Origin of the sequence: Paraburkholderia guartelaensis (assembly GCF_004353905.1) — a bacterium.
GTDB classification, from domain to species: Bacteria; Pseudomonadota; Gammaproteobacteria; order Burkholderiales; family Burkholderiaceae; genus Paraburkholderia; species Paraburkholderia guartelaensis.
The window spans coordinates 125,905-143,031 of record NZ_SMOD01000015.1 but is presented as its reverse complement, the minus strand read 5'-3'; the positions used below and the strand labels follow the sequence as shown (position 1 = coordinate 143,031).

11 protein-coding genes are annotated in these 17,127 nt (G+C 65.1%); 3 read left to right on the top strand and 8 right to left on the bottom strand.

The genetic code is table 11. From position 1 onward, the window contains the following. Positions 1–10 precede the first annotated feature (10 nt). Positions 11–1,480 carry an aldehyde dehydrogenase gene (locus E1N52_RS20985; protein WP_133184646.1) on the top strand — a complete coding sequence of 490 codons (1,470 nt, stop codon included), beginning with the start codon at positions 11–13 and terminating at the stop codon, positions 1,478–1,480. Between the two features lie 116 nt (positions 1,481–1,596). Then, positions 1,597–3,009, top strand: coding sequence for a purine-cytosine permease family protein (locus E1N52_RS20980; RefSeq protein ID WP_133184645.1), 1,413 nt, complete (start codon positions 1,597–1,599; stop codon positions 3,007–3,009). 81 nt (positions 3,010–3,090) lie between these two features. Here the strand turns inward: E1N52_RS20980 and E1N52_RS20975 are convergent, their stop codons facing one another. From E1N52_RS20975 to E1N52_RS20960, 4 genes are all read right to left on the bottom strand, one after another. After that, positions 3,091–4,032 (bottom strand): ABC transporter substrate-binding protein, encoded by a 942-nt coding sequence (locus tag E1N52_RS20975; protein WP_133184644.1) that lies wholly within the window; start codon positions 4,030–4,032, stop codon positions 3,091–3,093. 96 nt (positions 4,033–4,128) lie between these two features. Beyond that, positions 4,129–5,154, bottom strand: coding sequence for an ABC transporter permease (locus E1N52_RS20970; RefSeq protein WP_133184643.1), 1,026 nt, complete (start codon positions 5,152–5,154; stop codon positions 4,129–4,131). 19 nt (positions 5,155–5,173) lie between these two features. Further along, the gene (locus tag E1N52_RS20965; protein ID WP_133184642.1) at positions 5,174–6,685 is read right to left on the bottom strand and encodes a sugar ABC transporter ATP-binding protein; all 1,512 of its coding nucleotides are present in this window, start codon (positions 6,683–6,685) and stop codon (positions 5,174–5,176) included. Between the two features lie 126 nt (positions 6,686–6,811). Further along, positions 6,812–7,570: a GntR family transcriptional regulator gene (locus tag E1N52_RS20960; RefSeq protein ID WP_133184641.1), complete on the bottom strand. Its 759-nt coding sequence runs from the start codon at positions 7,568–7,570 to the stop codon at positions 6,812–6,814. A gap of 104 nt (positions 7,571–7,674) precedes the next feature. Between E1N52_RS20960 and E1N52_RS20955 the strand changes: the two genes are divergently transcribed. Next, complete coding sequence (locus tag E1N52_RS20955) at positions 7,675–8,973, top strand: L-fuconate dehydratase (RefSeq protein WP_133184640.1); 1,299 nt, start codon at positions 7,675–7,677, stop codon at positions 8,971–8,973. A gap of 605 nt (positions 8,974–9,578) precedes the next feature. Here the strand turns inward: E1N52_RS20955 and tssA are convergent. Genes tssA through tssK form a run of 4 tightly spaced genes read right to left on the bottom strand, consistent with a single transcriptional unit; the run spans position 9,579 to position 17,074 of the window. Continuing rightward, entirely contained in the window at positions 9,579–10,700 is a 1,122-nt protein-coding gene (gene tssA, locus E1N52_RS20950; protein WP_133184639.1) for a type VI secretion system protein TssA, read from the bottom strand. Then, complete coding sequence (locus E1N52_RS20945; RefSeq protein WP_133184638.1) at positions 10,697–14,638, bottom strand: type VI secretion system protein; 3,942 nt, start codon at positions 14,636–14,638, stop codon at positions 10,697–10,699. The genes tssA and E1N52_RS20945 overlap by 4 nt, the downstream gene beginning before the upstream one ends. Further along, positions 14,635–15,714: a DotU family type IV/VI secretion system protein gene (locus tag E1N52_RS20940; protein WP_165979422.1), complete on the bottom strand. Its 1,080-nt coding sequence runs from the start codon at positions 15,712–15,714 to the stop codon at positions 14,635–14,637. Before E1N52_RS20940 ends, E1N52_RS20945 begins: the two co-directional genes overlap by 4 nt. Beyond that, positions 15,707–17,074 carry a type VI secretion system baseplate subunit TssK gene (gene tssK, locus E1N52_RS20935; RefSeq protein ID WP_133184636.1) on the bottom strand — a complete coding sequence of 456 codons (1,368 nt, stop codon included), beginning with the start codon at positions 17,072–17,074 and terminating at the stop codon, positions 15,707–15,709. Before tssK ends, E1N52_RS20940 begins: the two co-directional genes overlap by 8 nt. Positions 17,075–17,127 lie beyond the last annotated feature (53 nt).

The following is a 17,127-nucleotide window of genomic DNA, read 5'->3' as shown; positions in this document are numbered from 1 at the left end:
GGCAGATTCCATGGATTTTCATTTTCAGCTGTATATCGATGGCCAGTTCGAACCGGGCGCCGCGACGTTCGGCAGCGTGAACCCGGCCACGGGCAAAGTGTGGGCGCAAATGCCCGAAGCGCGCACGGAGCAGGTCAACCTTGCCGTCGAGGCGGCCAACCGCGCGCTGACCGATTCCGCGTGGGCCGGCCTCACCGCCTCGGCGCGCGGCAAGCTGCTGTACAAGCTGGCCGGGCTCGTCGAAAAGGCTGCGCCGCGACTCGCTGAAATTGAAACGAACGACACCGGCAAGATCATTCGCGAGACGTCGAGCCAGATCGCTTATGTGGCCGAGTACTACCGCTACTACGCCGGGATCGCCGACAAGATCGAAGGCAGCCATATTCCCGTCGATAAGCCGGACATGCAGGTCTGGCTCGAACGGCAGCCCGTCGGCGTGGTCGCCGCCATCGTTCCATGGAACAGCCAGTTGTTCCTTTCCGCCGTGAAGGTCGGACCGGCGCTCGCCGCCGGTTGCACGGTCGTCCTGAAGGCTTCCGAGGAAGCGCCCGGCCCGCTGCTCGAATTCGCGAGACTCGTGCACGAGGCGGGATTTCCGCCAGGCGTGGTCAACGTGATCACCGGCTTCGGGCCGGAATGCGGCGCGGTGCTCAGCAGCCATCCCAAGGTGGACAAGGTGGCCTTCACGGGCGGCCCTGAAACCGCGCGGCATATCGTCAGGAACACGTCGAACAATCTCGCGAAAGTCTCGCTGGAGTTGGGCGGTAAGTCGCCTTTCATCGTGTTCGCCGATACCGACATCCAGAGCGCGGTGAACGCGCAGGTCGCGGCGATTTTCGCGGCAAGCGGTCAAAGCTGCGTGGCGGGCTCGCGTCTTTTGATCGAGGCGTCCGTCAAGGACGAATTCCTCGCGTTGCTCGTGGAGCGCGTTTCGCGTATTCGCGTGGGCTCGCCCAACGAAATGACGACGGAATACGGGCCGCTGTGCACCGAAAGGCAACTGCGCAATATCGAGAAGATCGTCGCGAGTTCTGTGAGCCAGGGGGCCAAGGTGCTCGCGGGCGGCAAGGCGCTGGAGCGCGACGGCTACTACTACGCGCCGACGATTCTGGACTGCTCGGGCGTGAGCAACGCGGACAGCATCACGACGGAGTTGTTCGGCCCCGTGCTTTCGGTGGATACGTTCACTTCCGAACAGGAAGCCATCGAGAAGGCGAACAGCACCGCCTACGGACTCGCCGCGGGCATCTTCACCACCAACCTCACGCGCGCGCATCGCGTTTCGCGGCGCGTGCGCTCGGGGATCGTCTGGATCAACACCTATCGGGCGGTTTCGCCGCTCGTGCCGTTCGGCGGCTTCGGGCTTTCCGGGCACGGCCGCGAGGGCGGTATGGCTGCCGCACTCGAATACACGACGACGAAGTCCGTGTGGCTGCGCACGTCGGACGAACCGATCAGCGATCCGTTCGTGATGCGCTGATCCGTTCCCTGCTGTACCGCTTCAAAGCCGTTCCAAAGCCGCTTCAAAGCCGTTCAAGGCAACGCTGCGCCACCTTCGTGGCGCGGCCCAGCCTGTGCAATAAAGATGGAGACACTATGAAAAACCCGGCGAACGACAACAGCGTTCTGACCATTGAAAGCAACTCGATCGAGTATGTCGCTCCCGAGAATCGGCATGGCAAGCCAGCCGATTTGTTCACGTTGTGGTTCTGCACGAATGTCGCGCCGCTTGCGGTGATTTCCGGCGCGACTTCGGTTCTGGTCTTTCACCTCGACGTGATGAGCGCGATTTTCGCCATCGTCGCCGGGCAATTCTTCGGCGCCATTTTCCACGCCCTCACCTCTGCGCAAGGTCCGCTCGTCGGCGTGCCGCAGATGATTCAAAGCCGCGCGCAATTCGGCCGCTACGGCTCGCTGCTCGTGGTCAGTTTCACCACGCTGATCTACCTCGGCTTCTTCGTCTCGAACATCATCCTCGCGGGCAAGACGCTCCACACCGCCGCGCCTGCGGTGCCCGTGCCGGTGGGCACGGTGCTCGGCGCGATTCTGGCGACGCTCGTCGGCGTGATCGGCTATCACTTCATCCACCGCTTCAACAAGATTGGTGCGTGGTTCATGGGCGGCGCACTCCTGATCGGCATGATCATGATGGCACCGGGCCTCAACGCGCAGATCTTGCAGCAGGGCCATTTCGACGTGTCGAACTGGTTCGCGATGTTCGGGCTTTGCGCCGTCTGGCAAATCAGCTTCGCGCCCTACACGTCCGATTATTCGCGCTACCTGCCGACCTCGGCGGGCTTTGCGAAGACCTTCGCGTTCACGTATTTCGGCACCTCGCTCGGCACCATCTTCGCGTTTCTCTTCGGCGTGCTCGCGGTCAGCACCGGCCACTCCACCGACGCCATGCAAGCCATCCGCACGCAAACGGGCGTGTTCGGCTATGTGCTGATCTTCCTCTTCCTGGTCAACATCATCGGCCACAACGGCATGAATCTGTATGGCGGGGTGTTGTCGTTCATTACCGCCGCGCAGACCTTCCGCCCCGACTGGGTCCCGGGCCGCACCGTGCGCATCGTCTTTTCGACCGCCCTGCTGGTCGCCTCTACTGTCACGGCGCTGTGGGCCTCGAGCAATTTCATCTCGATCTTCCTGACGGCGATCTTTGCGATGCGCATCGTGCTCGCGCCGTGGGTCGCGATCAATCTGGTCGACTTCTATCTGATCAACAACCGGCGCTATCGCGTCGCGGAAATCGTGAGCAACCACGGTGGCATGTACGGGTCCTTCAACTTCAAGGCCATCGCCATCTACCTCTTCGGCATCGCGGTGCAGGTGCCGTTCATGGCGGAAAGCTTTTTCCACGGCCCGCTCGCGTCGATCGTCGGCGACGCCGATGTCTCGTGGATGGTTGGCCTCGTCGCGACCGCGCTGACCTACTACGTGTTCGCTGCGAAGGACGGTTCGCGTTCACCCCGGCGCTCGCCGGCAGGGGCGACAGCTTCCGAGTGAAGTGCGCCGCAGACTCACAAAACGAAAAGGAAGAGCCACGGCTCTTCCTTTCGTCCTGCGGGTGACCCACCCCAATACCAATCAGTCGTAAAGCACCGCCGCGATCTTCGGGTCGCTCATATTGGTCTTGTCGTACCAGTAAAAGCCCGTGTCGATCTTCTTGGGCAGCGTTTCGCCCTTCAACGCCTTCGCCGCGGAATCGACGACGCACTTGCCGATACCGACCGGGTTCTGCGTGATCGCGCCCGCCATCAGGCCGGACATGATGGCTTCCTTCTGCTCCTTGCCCGAGTCGAAGCCGATCAGCACCAGCTTCTTGCCCGACTCCTTCACACCGATCGCCGCGCCTTCCGCCGAGCCTTCATTGGCACCGAAAATGCCCTTGAGATTCGGGTTCGCCTGAATCATGGCCTTGGCGATTTCCGCCGACTTCAGGTGGTCACCCGCGCCGTACTGCACGGAAACGATCTTGATGCCCGGGTGCTTCGTCTTCATCTCGTTGAGGAAGCCGTCGCGCCGGTCGATACCCGTGCGGCTCGTCTGGTCATGCACGATCACGCCGACTTCGCCGGAATTGCCGATCATCTCCGCCATCTTGTCGGCGGCGAGCGCGGCGGCGGCGAGGTTGTCCGTGGCGCAGGTCGTGAGCGGAATATCGCTGTCCACACCCGAGTCGAACGCGATCACAGGGATCTTGCTGGACTGTGCGCGTTTGAGCAGCGGAATGGCGGCCTTGCTGTCGAGCGCGGCAATGCCGAGCGCCTGCGGCTTCTTGGCGAGCGCGGCCGAAAGCATGTCGATCTGCTTGTCGACCATGGCCTCGGTTTCAGGACCTTCGAACGTGATCCTGACGTTGTTCGCCTTCGCCGACTGTTCCGCGCCGGATTTCACGGCTTGCCAGAACTGATGCTGAAAGCCCTTCGAAATGATCGGAATGTAGGGTTCCTCAGCATAGGCCAAGCTGGACGCGCCCACGAGCGCGCCCACTCCGATTACGGCACTGATCAGTTTTCTTTTCAACATGACATTTCTCCTCCTAAGGTGGGCCATAGACCTCCAGCCGTTGAGGGAGCCTTGTTTTACTCCCCGTTCTTTCCGTGCTTTTTTCCGTCTCCTGATTTAACGCTTCTTGCGGCGCAAGATATCCGCATAAACCGCAAGGATGATGATGAGACCCGTCACCACGATTTGCCATTCCTGCGCGACCGACATGATGCGCAAGCCATTGGTCAGCACGCTCATGATGAACGCGCCGATGATGGTGCCGAGTATCGTGCCCGAGCCGCCGCTCAGCGATGTGCCGCCGATCACCACAGCCGCGATGGCTTCCAGCTCGTAGCCCTGGCCAAGCGCCGGTTGTGCCGAGTTCAGGCGCGACGCGATCAAGAGCCCCGCAATGCCGCAAATCGCGCCGCCAAGGCCATAGATCGCAATCTTCCAGCGATCGACATTGACGCCGGAAAGCCGCACGGCCTCTTCGTTGCTGCCGAGCGCGAACGTATAGCGCCCGAGTGCCGTGCGGTTCAGCGTGATCGAACTCACAATGGCGAGCACGAACAGAATCAGCACGGCGTTCGGTACGGGCACGCTGGGCAGGAAATAGCCGATCAGCGAGTCCTGCGAAATCATGTAGAAGTTTTCGGTGTCGGTGAAATAGATCGGCTTGTCGGACGAGACGACGAGCGAGAGCCCCTTGAGCAGCAGCATCATGCCGAGCGTGGCGATGAACGGCGGGATTTTCATCTTCGCCGTCAGCGTGCCTGAAACGGTTCCGCACACCGCCCCCGTGCCGATTGCGGCAAGCACGCCGATCCACATCGGCAAATGCCAGTAAGTCAGAAACACGCCGCAAATCACGGCAGTGAAGGTCATCAGCGTGCCGACCGACAGATCGATGCCGCCCGTGATGATGACGAACGTGCTGGCAATCGCGAGCACGCCGTTCACGGCGGTTGCCTGCAGAATGCCGAGGATATTGTCCATCTGCATGAAGGCAGGCGAAGCGAAGCTGAAAAAGATCAGCAGCAGGATCAGGCTCGCGAACGCGAGCATTTTCTGCAGCGCAGTGGGCGAGAAAATGCGCGCCTTGATGCCGGACGACCGTTTCTGGTCGGCCAGCGCCGCAGTATCCGATTGCATAGTCATGGATTCGACCTCTTGGGGCTCATGCCGCTTGCAGGGTTTCGCGCTGGGTCGCGAGATGCATGATGCGCTCCTGGGTCGCCTCACCAGCGGAGAGTTCGCCAGTGATACGGCCTTCGCACATCACTACGATCCGGTCACTCATGCGCAGGATTTCCGGAAGTTCCGACGAGATCATCACGATCGCCTTGCCTTGTTCGGCGAGCGCGCGCAACAGCTTGTAGATCTCGCTTTTCGCGCCGACGTCGATGCCGCGCGTGGGCTCGTCGAAGAAAAGCACATCGCAGTCGCGCTCCAGCCATTTCGCAATGACGATCTTCTGCTGGTTGCCGCCCGACAGCAGACGCACCGGCTGCGTGGCGGAAGGCGTGCGAATGGCGAGCAGACTGATGAAATGCGCCGCCGTCTTGCGGATTTGCACGCGGCGCAGAAACATGTTCATCGAAAGGAATTTGCCGAGATTGGACATCACGATGTTCGATTCGACGTCCATGCCGGTCGCGAGACCAAAGCGCTTGCGGTCCTCGGAGAGATACCCGATGCTGTGCGCGACGGCATCGCTCGGCGTTTTGATCGATACCTTCGCGCCTTTCACGAAGATGTCGCCGGATTCGACTGGGTCCGCCCCGAACACGGCGCGCGCGACCTCGGTGCGGCCCGCACCCATGAGTCCCGCAAAGCCCAGTATTTCGCCTTTGCGCAGCGTGAAGCTCACATCCCTCACGAGCGGGCCCGCATTCAGATGCTTCACTTCGAGCGCGACTTCGCCCTGGTGCGCCGGCCCCTGATACGGTGCGACATCGGCGAGCGTTCTGCCGACCATCATGCCGATGATGGCCTGCACGCTCGTATCGGCGGCGGTGACGGTGGCGACGTACTCGCCATCGCGCAGCACGGTGACGCGGTCGGCAATCTGCTTGAGCTCATCCATCTTGTGCGAGATGTAGACGATCCCCACGCCCCGCTCTTTCAACTGGCGAATGATGCGGAAAAGCTCGGCGATTTCCGCGTCGTTGAGCGCGGAAGTCGGCTCGTCCATGATGAGCACGCGCGAATCGAACGACAGCGCCTTGGCGATCTCGACCATCTGCTGGCTCGCAACCGTGAGCGAGCCGACCACGGTGCGCGGGTCGAGGTGCACGTGCATGCGGGCGAGAATCTCGCGCGCCTGCGCATTGAGCTTGTCTTCGTCGAGAAAGAGCCCGAGACGCCCACGCGGTTCGCGGCCGATGAACATGTTCTGCGCGACGGTCAAATGATTCATCAGCTGGAGTTCCTGATGAATGATGCCGACGCCGACGGCCTGGGCCTCGCCCGGACTCTCGAACGCTACGGGCTGGCCATCGTAGAGAATGTCGCCCGAATCTCGCGTATACACGCCCGCGAGAATCTTCATCAAGGTCGACTTGCCCGCGCCGTTCTCTCCCATCAGCGCGTGCACCTCGCCCGCCATGAGCTCGAATTGCACTTCGTGAAGCGCTCTCACGCCGGGAAAGCTCTTGCTCAGCTTGTTGACGGAAATGAGCGGCGTCATGGCGCTAATCCGCGAAGAAAAGCCAGACACATTACCGGGGCCTCTTGATTGCGTCCGCGGCGTGGCTTGCAGCGCTGCACGAACGTGGTTGAAGGACGGGCGTTGCTCGACGTAAGACTGGAATGCTTAAGGCGCAAAGAGATCCGGCCGCTCTTTCGCGGACCGGTGCAATTCCTCGATCACCTGATCGAGATGGTCGTGCATCGCTTTGGCCGCTGCGTCGGCACGGCCGGCGCGAATGGCCTCGAAAATCCGTTCGTGCTCCTCGAGCGTGTGCACGAGACGCTCGGGACTCGCCAGCAATTGCCTCGCGCGGTCCAGCGCGTTGCGCGACACCGCGACGATCTCTTTCACGCGCGGCAGCTTCACCGCGTCCAGCAGGATTTCATGAAACGCCAGATCGAGCTCATGAAACTCGATACGCTGTCCATTACCGGCGATCTTGCGCTGCTCATCGAGATTGGCGGCCAGTGCGTCGATCGTGGCGCGATCCTTCATGCGCGCGACACCCCGCACCGTTTCGACTTCGAGCGCGCTGCGAATGAACAGATGCTGGCGAATATCGTCGAGCGCGATCGGTTTGACGCGCGTGCCGCGCTGCGGCAAAACTTCGACCAGACCCGCATGCGCGAGCTTCGCCAGCGCGGCGGAAACCGGAAAGCGCGACACGCCCATGCGTTCGCAGACCGCCATCTTGTCGATCATCATTCCGGGTTCCAGCGCCAGCGTGACGATCGCTTCTCTCAGTGCGTGCTCGACTGCATCGGTCAGGCTGCCGCGCTCACCGCCTCGAATCTTTTGCAGTGCGACATAAGGATCGCCAACACTCGCCATTTCGGATGAAGAGTTCACGGCATGCTTGATTTTGAGAAGACATGCTAGCATGCTAGGTAGCAGATTCAGCGTTGTCAACGCGTGCAAACGTCTGGTTTTCCCCTACCGTCTGGTTTTCCCCAACCCGAAAGCCGTCTGTTCCAGAGGGAGTTCGAATGACCACGATCAGCAAGCTGTCCGTTCGCGATATCCGCTTTCCCACTTCGCGTTCGCTCGACGGTTCCGACGCCATGAACGCCGCGCCGGACTATTCCGCGACTTACGTCACGCTCGAAACCGATTCTCCAGACAAATTCACGGGGCACGGCCTCACGTTCACCATCGGGCGCGGCAATGAAATTTGCGTGACGGCGGTCAACGCGCTCGCGCCTCTCATCGTCGGCAAGCGGCTCGAAGACATTACCGCGAACATGGGCGCATTCTGGCGCGCATTTACTTCGGACAGCCAATTACGCTGGATTGGTCCTGACAAGGGCGCGATTCATTTAGCTACGGCGGCAGTCGTCAATGCAGTGTGGGACCTGTGGGCCAAATCGGTTGGCAAGCCCGTATGGAAACTACTTGCGGACATGAGCCCCGAGGAGCTCGTGCGCTGCCTGGATTTTCGCTACGTGACCGATGCGATCACGCCTTACGAAGCGCTAGCCATCCTGCATCGCCACGCGAAGACCAAGGGTGCGCGCGAAGCGGAAATGCTCGCGCAGGGCTATCCCGCCTATACGACTTCGGCGGGCTGGCTGGGCTACGACGACGACAAGATCCGGCGCCTCGCGCGGGAAGGCGTTGCGCTGGGCTGGACGCATTTCAAGCAAAAAGTGGGCGGCAATCTCGACGAAGACGTGCGGCGCGCGCGCATTCTGCGTGAAGAAATCGGCGAGAACCTGAAGCTGATGATGGACGCCAACCAGGTGTGGGACGTGGACGAAGCGGTGGCGAACATGCGGCGGCTCGCGGAGTTCGATCCGTGGTGGATCGAGGAGCCGACGAGCCCCGACGATATTCTCGGCCATGCGGAGATTCGCCGGCGTTTGGGGTCGATTGGGGTGGCTACGGGCGAGCATTGTCACAATCGTGTGATGTTCAAGCAGTTGCTGCAGGCGAAGGCGATCGATTTTTGTCAGGTGGACGCGTGTCGGTTAGGTGGACTCAACGAAGTCATCGTCGTTTTGCTGATGGCGGCGAAGTTTGGTGTGCCCGTTTGTCCGCATGCGGGTGGTGTTGGGCTTTGTGAGTATGTGCAGCATATTTCTCTGTTCGATTACTTGTGTGTTTCGGCTTCGCTCGAGAATCGCGTGCTCGAGTATGTCGATCATTTGCATGAGCATTTTGTGGATCCTGTTGTGATTCGGAATGGGCGGTATATGCCGCCTCAGAAGCCTGGGTATAGCATTGAGATGATTGCTGGATCGCTCGATAGGTTTGATTTTCCTGGGGGGGAAGGTTGGCGGGGTTAGTGGTTGGCTTTGGCCTTTCCTTGTTTTCGTGTCGGTATGCATGCGTTGCCCCTGTGCGGGGCGGCACCTACTTTCTTTGCGGCGGCAAAGAAAGTAGGCAAAGAAAGCCGCTCAAACCGCTAATGCCTGCCACGGTTCACCTCGCACCATCGATGGTGAATGGCTCCGGAGCGTCCGTCACCACGCGCCTTCAAGGTTAGTGACAAGGCGCTCATTCATCCCGCTGCTCGCTACGCGCGCTGCGGTCGGGTCTGCATGGGAAACCAGGGGGCACGCGTGAGCATTCGCGAGAACTCGTGTGCCCCGCTGGTGTTGGGTTATGCCCTTCGGCGCGCGCAGCGCTGCCGGAAGGATGAGTGCCTTGTCACTCCGGTTGTGGGCGAGTGGTGACAGACGCTCCGGAGCCATTCACCAGTTACGGCGAGATGTGAACGGTGGCAGGCGCTAGCGGTTTGAGCGGCTTTCTTTGCCTACTTTCTTTGCCGTGCGCCCCGAAGGAAGTCCCCTTGGGGGACAAAGAAAGTAGGTGCCGCCCCGCACAGGGGCAACCCAGGCAGACCGACGCGAAAACAAGCATGCCCAGGCGGTACTAACAGTAGAAATCGCTATGTTTCACTACTCTCAGGCAGCAACCCAAGCGCCGCCCCCAGCGCCCGGCCACGCTCACCGGCCATCAGCTCAGCGAGCAACTCCGGCAACGGCTTCCCACCCCAGTCAAGCGCCCGCTTGAGCATATAAGGCACAGGACTATGCGGCTCATATCGCATGAGGTACTCGGCAACAATAGCAAGCAACCGATACGCCTCATCACGCGACTGCGGCGCATCCAGCCTCCTCGGCCCAGCAGGCTCCGGCACCGCCACAGCGCCAGCCGCAGCAACCTGAGCCGCCGCAGGCTCGACGACAGCCTGCTCCTGAATAGTTGCAACCTCAACCATCGGAACATCCTCCCACTCAGGGTGAGTCGTGAGCCAGTCGCGCAACACGCTCTCCATGCGATCAAGCGTCTCCAGCAGCGCTCCGAACGAAGGAGCCTCGGCGCCGAGCCGATCGGTGCACCAAGCATCGACTTTTGCCATGGGCCCACGCGCCGCCCGCAGCGCCTGTAACTGGTCGCGCAACGCGGCAGGTTCCGCCGCATGCGCGGCCTGAGCCAGCGCCTGCGCCACGCGTGCGGCCTCCTCGCGCTTCGCGGCAGGCACATCCTTGCGGTCCTTCACCGCCACCGCCTCCCGCTGCGCACCCTGCCAGCGCGCAAGCGTCAGCGCTGACCCATCAGGCCCCGCGCACAACGCGATCCGCCCGCCGAGCAAGGTCGGAAACTGCTGGGCCACCCACGCGAGCGGCGCGGCCCGAAAACCCAGGTCTCCATCGCGTGGCAACGGATGTATGTCGTCCCAATAGCGCGCGCACAATTCGCTCAGCAAAACGAAACAATCCGGCAAGGCAACACATCCATATCGATGCAGCCAGCTCTCGCCGAGCCACGCGGCGAGCGTCAAATCCTTGCTACGGCGCGCCAGAATGTCCTCGCAGCCCGCTTCCACGGCGGCCCAGTCCGCGACCTTGAGCGTGGTTTGCCAGATGCCCGCCGGCAACGCCGGATCGTCCTCGCGTCGCGCCGCCTTGATCGCGTCGAAGGCGGCGTCATGCAAGAGCGAAACGCCGGCTGGCGCGCCGCCCGGTATCGGTTGAACGAGTGCTTCGATGTCGAATGCCGGGTTCATCCGCGCCCCGCTTGCGTGCTCGACGGATACGGTCCATAGGTGACCGCAGGCGTGCCATATACGCTGTAGCCCGGCGCCGCATACGGCAGGTCAGGCCACGCTAGCGCCGTTTTCGACGCGCCCGTCATGCCCACACGCATGAACATGCGCGCGGTTTGCGTGCCGCCGTTGCGGTCGCGCACCGGCACGCTCAGCACCATGCGCGCGTTGCCCGCGCCGGTGCCGGTATCAACACCGTCGTCCGGCACCGCATGCAGGCGCACGAGGCGCAATAGCGACCACGTGTCGTTTGCTGCCCATGTGGCCGCTTCGCCGTCCACCGAGAGTGTCGGCTGCGAAGCGTCCTGCATGGGCCGCCATGGGCCGTCCTTCGCCCAGCGCAGGCTCAGCGCGGCAGGCTGTCCCGGCGCCCAGCGCAGCGGCGTGCCAGACGCGGCAGGCCAGGCGAGCATCTGACTGCCGCTCGCGAGCGACCACTGGATGACCTGGTCCGCACCGGCTTCGTCTGCGCGATCGATGCGCCAATCCACCGCCACGTCCACGCCCACGAGCGCGCCGTCCGCGCCGCGCGCCACCAGCGCGTCGAGCCACGGCTTCGCGCGCGCGAGCTTCGCCAGAAACTGCTGCGCGCCCGCTTGCGGACCGCCGCTCGCCGCCGCGGCGCTCATGCCGCGTTGCGCGTCCGCGAGCTTCGCGTCGAGCAGCGCCACGAAGGCGGCCGTCTGGCGCAGGTCGGCGGCCTGCGCGTTCGCATCCGCGGAGAACGGGAAGCGGCCGGCCAGGTAGCGTGCAAAATAGCTGCGCAACTGTTCGTAGGCCTCCCCGCCCGTGCCGATCTGCAACCGGTAGCACCGCTCGCGCGCTGACGAGACGAGGCGCATGCCCGCGCTCGCGACGATATCGCCTGAGCCCGGCACGTCCACCTGCGCGAGCGAGGCGCTGCACGTGTCGAGGTCCATCTTGTCGAGCTGGTTGGAGATGATCGACGGCACCGCCACCAGCGCGCTCGCCGGGCTGCGCGCCCGGTATTGTGCGAGGTCCGCGAAGAGCGCCTTCCAGCGCGCCACGAGCCGCGCGTCCGCAGTGGAGAGCGGCGGGTTCTGCGTGGTCAGCCAGTCGAGCGCGCTCGACGCTAGCGTGGCCGTGTCCGCCACCGCACTCGACTGCGCGGCAAGGTAGGTTTGCAGTGCTTCGGGCGTGGCGGCGCCGAATGCGCGCATCGACCCGCCGGCATTGCCGTTCCACGCCGAGAAGTCGCCGCGCAGCGGACGGAACGGTTCGAGCGATTGCAACTGGACATCGGTCGAGCGCAGCACATCGAGCGCGGCGTCGCTCACGCGCAGGGCGACGGCTTGCGCGAGATCGGCGCGGCCGAGCGAGTCGAACGCTTCCACGAGATCGGTCGCGTTTTTGCGCAGCATGTCGAAGGACGCGCCCTGCGTTGGCGGCGCGTAGGCGACGTTGCGCGCCCCGCCCGGCGATGTTGCCGCTGCTACGACAGGTGCCGAAAGCGCGGCCACCATACTGTGCACAGTCGCGTTGCCCGCCGCGGCGAGTAGCGCGCCGCGCCACGCTTCGGGCGCCTGCGCGAGAAGTCCGGCGGAGTATTGCTTGTAGGCAGGCAGGATCGCCAGCGCGCGCTGCGCCGAGTCGGCATCCACACCGCGAATTTCGGCCGACGCGCTGCCCTCGCCCGCGACGAACGACTGGCCGAGCAGCGTGCGCAATGCGTCGCGCAGCGGCAGCAGGTCCGGCGCCAGTTGCAGCCCGGTGGTGGGATTGGAGGCCAGCACGCCAGGCAGGTTGCCGCTTGCGAGCCAGCGTGCCGCGAACGCGCTTTGTTCGCTCTGTTCGTGCTCCAGCACGCTCGCCACGGGCGTCGCGCCGATCAGGCGCAGCCCCTTTGCGGTGTCGAAGGTCGCCGTGAGTCCCGGCACGAGTTCCTGGCCGTGCGTGCCCGCCCAGCCGTGGTCCGCGGTGTCGACCTGGGTTGCGAGCGTGTCGATGCGTGTGGCCAGCTCGGAAAGCGCGGCGGTGGTCGGCACGGCGCCGGGCGCCTTGAGATCGGCGAGCATGGCCTGGATTTGCGCGGCGTTCGTCGTGAGCGAGGAGTCCTGATAAATGTCGTCGAACCAGCGGTCGAAGGTCTCCTCGAAGCACACGCTCGCCCGTGCGTGCGCGGCGCGCGCCTCGGTGCCGTCGAACGACAGTTCGCCGCCTTCCACTGCGGTCGCACGTATGGCGTCGTCCAGCCCCGCACGGTCGGCCACATGATCGGGCGAAAAACTCACGCCCACTGCGCCGCGCATGAGTTGCGCAAGCATGACGGTGTTGCCGGAATCGCGTTCCACCAGTTCGTTGTAGTTCGTGATCAGCCGCTCGGTCTGCGCCGCGTTCGTGACGAGCCGTGTGCCCTGCGTGTACTCGGGCAGGTCCTGGGGACGCCGTGCAGCGGCCGCGAGGCTCGCGTTGTCGCCCGACTCGTTGGCACCGTCGCAGTTCAGATCGGCGAGACGGCTGACGAGCCGCGCGCGCAGCGGCGAGAACACGAGCCCGCTCAGCACGTGGTATTGCGCGTCGTCGAGCCGGCGGTGCAGGCCGAAATACGACAGCGGCATGAACGGCGTGGCGAGCTGCCAGTGCGGCACCTTGACGAAGGCGTTCGCGGCGCTGCCCAGCGCATTCGCCGCCGCCGTTTCGCTGCTGCTCGCGCCCGCTTCGTGCCAGGCGACGCTCGCGAGCGCGAGCGAGTCATAGCTGCTCGCCAGTGCACGCGCGTCGCTGCGCACGTGCCAGGTGGTGACGCCCAGGCCCACGCACCAGCACACGCCCAACGCGATCGCGGCGAACGTCGCGATACGGTAGCGTCGCATGCGCAGCGCGAGCACGCGCGGAATGGCGAGCGCGAGTCCCTGCCCCGGCATCAGCAAGTCGTGCCAGAGACGCGACGCGAAGGCCGGCGCCGCCGCCGCGCGCGCCTCCCTGCGCGCCGCATTCGTGATGGCGGGCTCCTCGCGCTCCTGCGCCTGCGGCATCGCGCCCACGCACCAGATGCCGCGCATGAGCGGCGCGGTGCCGTCGGCGGCGCCGCGCAAGGTGGGCTCGATGTGCTCGCGCAACGGTTCGCGCAGTGTGTCGATGCGCTGCGGCAACAGGAACACGTCGCCGTCCAGCGCGCCATCGAGCGTGCCCATTTCGGTGACGGTCGCGGCGAGCGCGCGGCTCATGTCGGCGAAGGCTTCGTCCACCCATGCGGGTTCGAAGGCGCGCCGCGGCGCATACGGCGAAGCCCAGCCCAGCGGCGTTTCGATGCGCTCGCGGCGCAGCCTTGCCGCGAGCGCATCGAAGCCCGGCAGCGCGTCGCAGCCCGTCACCACCACGTAGAGCGGCAGCATCTGGCCCAGTTGACGCTGCAGCGCGAGCACCGTGCGCGAGGCTTCGAGCGCCGCGTCGGTGTCCGCGCGCGCGGTCCCGTTTTCGTCGATGAGTGTATCGAGTGCGATAACCCACACGAGCGCGTCGAGCGGCCGGCCCGGCCGGTTGCGCAACAAGCCGCGCAGCAAACGCCCGCCGGTCGAGCCGCGCCGGCGCTCGGCGGCCGCACGCGCGCCGAGCGACTCGCCTGGCTCGGCGATCAGAATGCCTTCGGCGTCGTGCCAGAGCCTGCCGAACCACGCCGGCTCGCCAACGGGCGTGAGGCGCCAGCTAAGCGCCAGCGCGTCGAGCGCCGCGGGCGCGCCGGTGGCCAGCACACGCGGCACCGAGTACGGATCGCGCACGCCCATCGCGTTGTGCGCCGTGCGCATCATCGCGGAGAAGTTGCGCAGTGGTCTGCGTTCGTCGCGCCCGCGTACCCAGCGCACGACGAGCACGGCCGCGAGCGCCACGATCAACAACGCGATGAGGACGATCAGGACGACTACGAGTGTGGTCGTCATGGCCGTGCTCCGCGCGGCGTGGCGTCGGGGCCTTCTTCGCCGGCGTCGTCGGCGTCGTCGGCGTCATCGGCGTTCTGCGCGCTCACCGTGACGATGCGCCGTGCCGCGAGCGCGAGCGTGGCGGGCGGCGTGGTGGAAACCGGCGGCGCAGCGGGCGTGTCCTGAGTTTGCGGCATGGCTTGAACGTCGACGGGCGGAGCCGGTGGCCGCATCCTGCGCACCGTCCGTGCGCGCGGCTGCACCATGCCCGTCGTGCTCGTATGGCTCGCCTGTGCCGGACGCCCCTGCGCCAACGAGACCGTTTCGAACTGTTCGAGCGACGGCCGCACGGGCGCCGTCGCGTAGAGCCACAGCAGTTGCGACACGACGAGCAGCGCCGCGAATCCGCCACCCACGAACAGCGCCAGGCGCGCGCGGTCTGGAAACATCTGCGTGAGCGGACGGGTTTCGCGCGGCGCCAGCGCGGCACGTTCGAGCGGCGCGCCAAGCCGGTCTGGCTCGGGGTCGCGCTGCATGGCGAACGCGAACAGCGCGTGGCGCAACTGGTCGTGACGCAAGGCGCCGGCCTCACCGCGCAGGCGGCCGCGAAAACCTAGCGTGAGGCAGGCGAGATAGACGTTGGCGAGATCGCGCTGCGCCGGATCGCGCTGCGCGAGCAAGGTTTCGATGGCGGCCGGAATGCGCTCGCCCGCCGCGCGCGTGCCAAATATGCGCGCTTCGAGCGGATACGTTTCCCACGCGCTCGCGCCATTCCACGCGGAAAACAGCAGCAATTCGTCGAGCAGCGCGACATAGGCGTACTGCGCGGCGGCGATGTCCGCTTCGCCCGCCGCGCCGGTCCAGGCCATCGCATCGCGCGCGAGCTTGCGTGTGGCGGACTGCAGCTGCGTCGCGAGCGCGTCGGCATCGCGCTGGGGATCGGCGGGCGCCTCTGCGCTCGCGGCGCTCGCCGCGCTGGCTGCATTCGCCGCCTGCGCGACGGCGCGCAGGCGCGCGTTCTCCGCGAACGCGAACGCCACGACGAATGCGCGCATGAGCGGCAAGCGCTCGTCGCTCGGGTCGCTGGCATCAAGCATGGTCGGCTCCCGCCTGGCGTGTGTCGTCGGCCGCGTCGCCTGTGGGCGTGAAGAGTTGCACGGCCCAGGGCGCGCGGCCCGGCACGGTCGTGCGCACCTCGATGCACAACGGCTGGGCGCGGTCGAACCATGCATCCTCCACGGCCACCGCGAAGAGCGTCGTGTCGTCGCCCGTGGCGTAGGCTGCGCGCTCCTCGCGCGCGAGCCGCCGGCGCGCGAGGCCGCGCATGCGTTGCCGCGCGAGCGTGGGCACATAGGGCCGCGACGCGACAACGGCATGGTCGAGCCACACGCTCGCGTCGTGCTCGCCCGCATCGGGCGGCATGCGCAAACCGATCATGAGTTCGCGCGCCACGTTGCCGCCGCTTTCGAACGGCGGCGCAATCCAGAAGCTGCCGCCCTCCTCGGTGAACGCGCGCACGCGATACCCCTGGCGGATTGTCGCGAGCGCTTCGTCCGCCCAAGCGAGCAGCGGATCGAACGAGGCGAGCAACGCCATGTAATCGAACGTCGCAAAGGCAGGCACGCCGCGCGCGGGACGCAGCGCCGCGAGCGCGCCCGTCATGCCGGCGACCGCACGATACAGTTCGGCGGGATGGGCGATGCCGGTGACGAGCGTCGCCTCCACTTCGGGCAGGCGGCTCCAGAGCGCGCAAAGCTGGCGCTCGATCTGGCCCGCGTCGTCGCGCTCTTCCGCGCGTTGCGCCGCCTGCAGGCGACCGGCCAGGAACACGCATTTTTCGCGCACCCGCAACAACAGCTGCATCACGCGTTGACCGAGCAACGAATCGGCGCGCACGAACGGACAAGGCGGCGCGTAGTCCGCAATTGCCACGCCGCCGCCCTGCTGCCTCACGCGCATGAGCGGCAAGCGGTCGAACTCGTGACGGCCGAGATCCGTCATGAGGTGCAGGCGCGGCGTCCACGTCGTGATCGAAGCCGGCTCGCCGCCCGAGACAAGATCGGGAACATCCGGACTCTCGCGCTGGGTGTAGCGCCCGGCCTGCGGATCGAGCTGCCCGCCGCGATAGAGCGGCGGCACCGCGAGATAGATCGTGACCTCCTCGTCCGGCGCGCTAAACGCGTGGCTCACGTCGATCTCCAGCACGGGATCGTGCGGCGTGTGGCGAATGGCGAGTCCGTCGGCCAGAATCGCCTCGAGCGCGCTGATGCGCACGAGCCCCTGGGCGAGCCCCGCGGCGTCGTGCTCCAGCGAGAGCACGCCCCAGTAATGCGCGCGCGCGGCGCTGGCGAGCAAGGCGGCGTGCCCAGCCGCGTGCAGCGCCTGGGTCTGGAAGTGCTGCGGCAGCAAGGGCATGCCGTCGAACCAGCAGACAGGATCGGGAAACGAAGTTCGCATGATGTGTTTGCTTTCTATTGCTAAACGTTTCGTCGCTCAGTGTTGCCGCGCCG

Excerpts from the sequence above, each read along its gene's own strand:
- E1N52_RS20985 (WP_133184646.1), top strand. The coding sequence starts at position 11 with ATGGATTTTCATTTTCAGCTGTATATCGATGGCCAGTTCGAACCGGGC.
- E1N52_RS20980 (WP_133184645.1), top strand. The coding sequence starts at position 1,597 with ATGAAAAACCCGGCGAACGACAACAGCGTTCTGACCATTGAAAGCAAC.
- E1N52_RS20975 (WP_133184644.1), bottom strand. The coding sequence starts at position 4,032 with ATGTTGAAAAGAAAACTGATCAGTGCCGTAATCGGAGTGGGCGCGCTC.
- E1N52_RS20970 (WP_133184643.1), bottom strand. The coding sequence starts at position 5,154 with ATGACTATGCAATCGGATACTGCGGCGCTGGCCGACCAGAAACGGTCG.
- E1N52_RS20965 (WP_133184642.1), bottom strand. The coding sequence starts at position 6,685 with ATGACGCCGCTCATTTCCGTCAACAAGCTGAGCAAGAGCTTTCCCGGC.
- E1N52_RS20960 (WP_133184641.1), bottom strand. The coding sequence starts at position 7,570 with ATGCTAGCATGTCTTCTCAAAATCAAGCATGCCGTGAACTCTTCATCC.
- E1N52_RS20955 (WP_133184640.1), top strand. The coding sequence starts at position 7,675 with ATGACCACGATCAGCAAGCTGTCCGTTCGCGATATCCGCTTTCCCACT.
- tssA (WP_133184639.1), bottom strand. The coding sequence starts at position 10,700 with ATGAACCCGGCATTCGACATCGAAGCACTCGTTCAACCGATACCGGGC.
- E1N52_RS20945 (WP_133184638.1), bottom strand. The coding sequence starts at position 14,638 with ATGACGACCACACTCGTAGTCGTCCTGATCGTCCTCATCGCGTTGTTG.
- E1N52_RS20940 (WP_165979422.1), bottom strand. The coding sequence starts at position 15,714 with ATGCTTGATGCCAGCGACCCGAGCGACGAGCGCTTGCCGCTCATGCGC.
- tssK (WP_133184636.1), bottom strand. The coding sequence starts at position 17,074 with ATGCGAACTTCGTTTCCCGATCCTGTCTGCTGGTTCGACGGCATGCCC.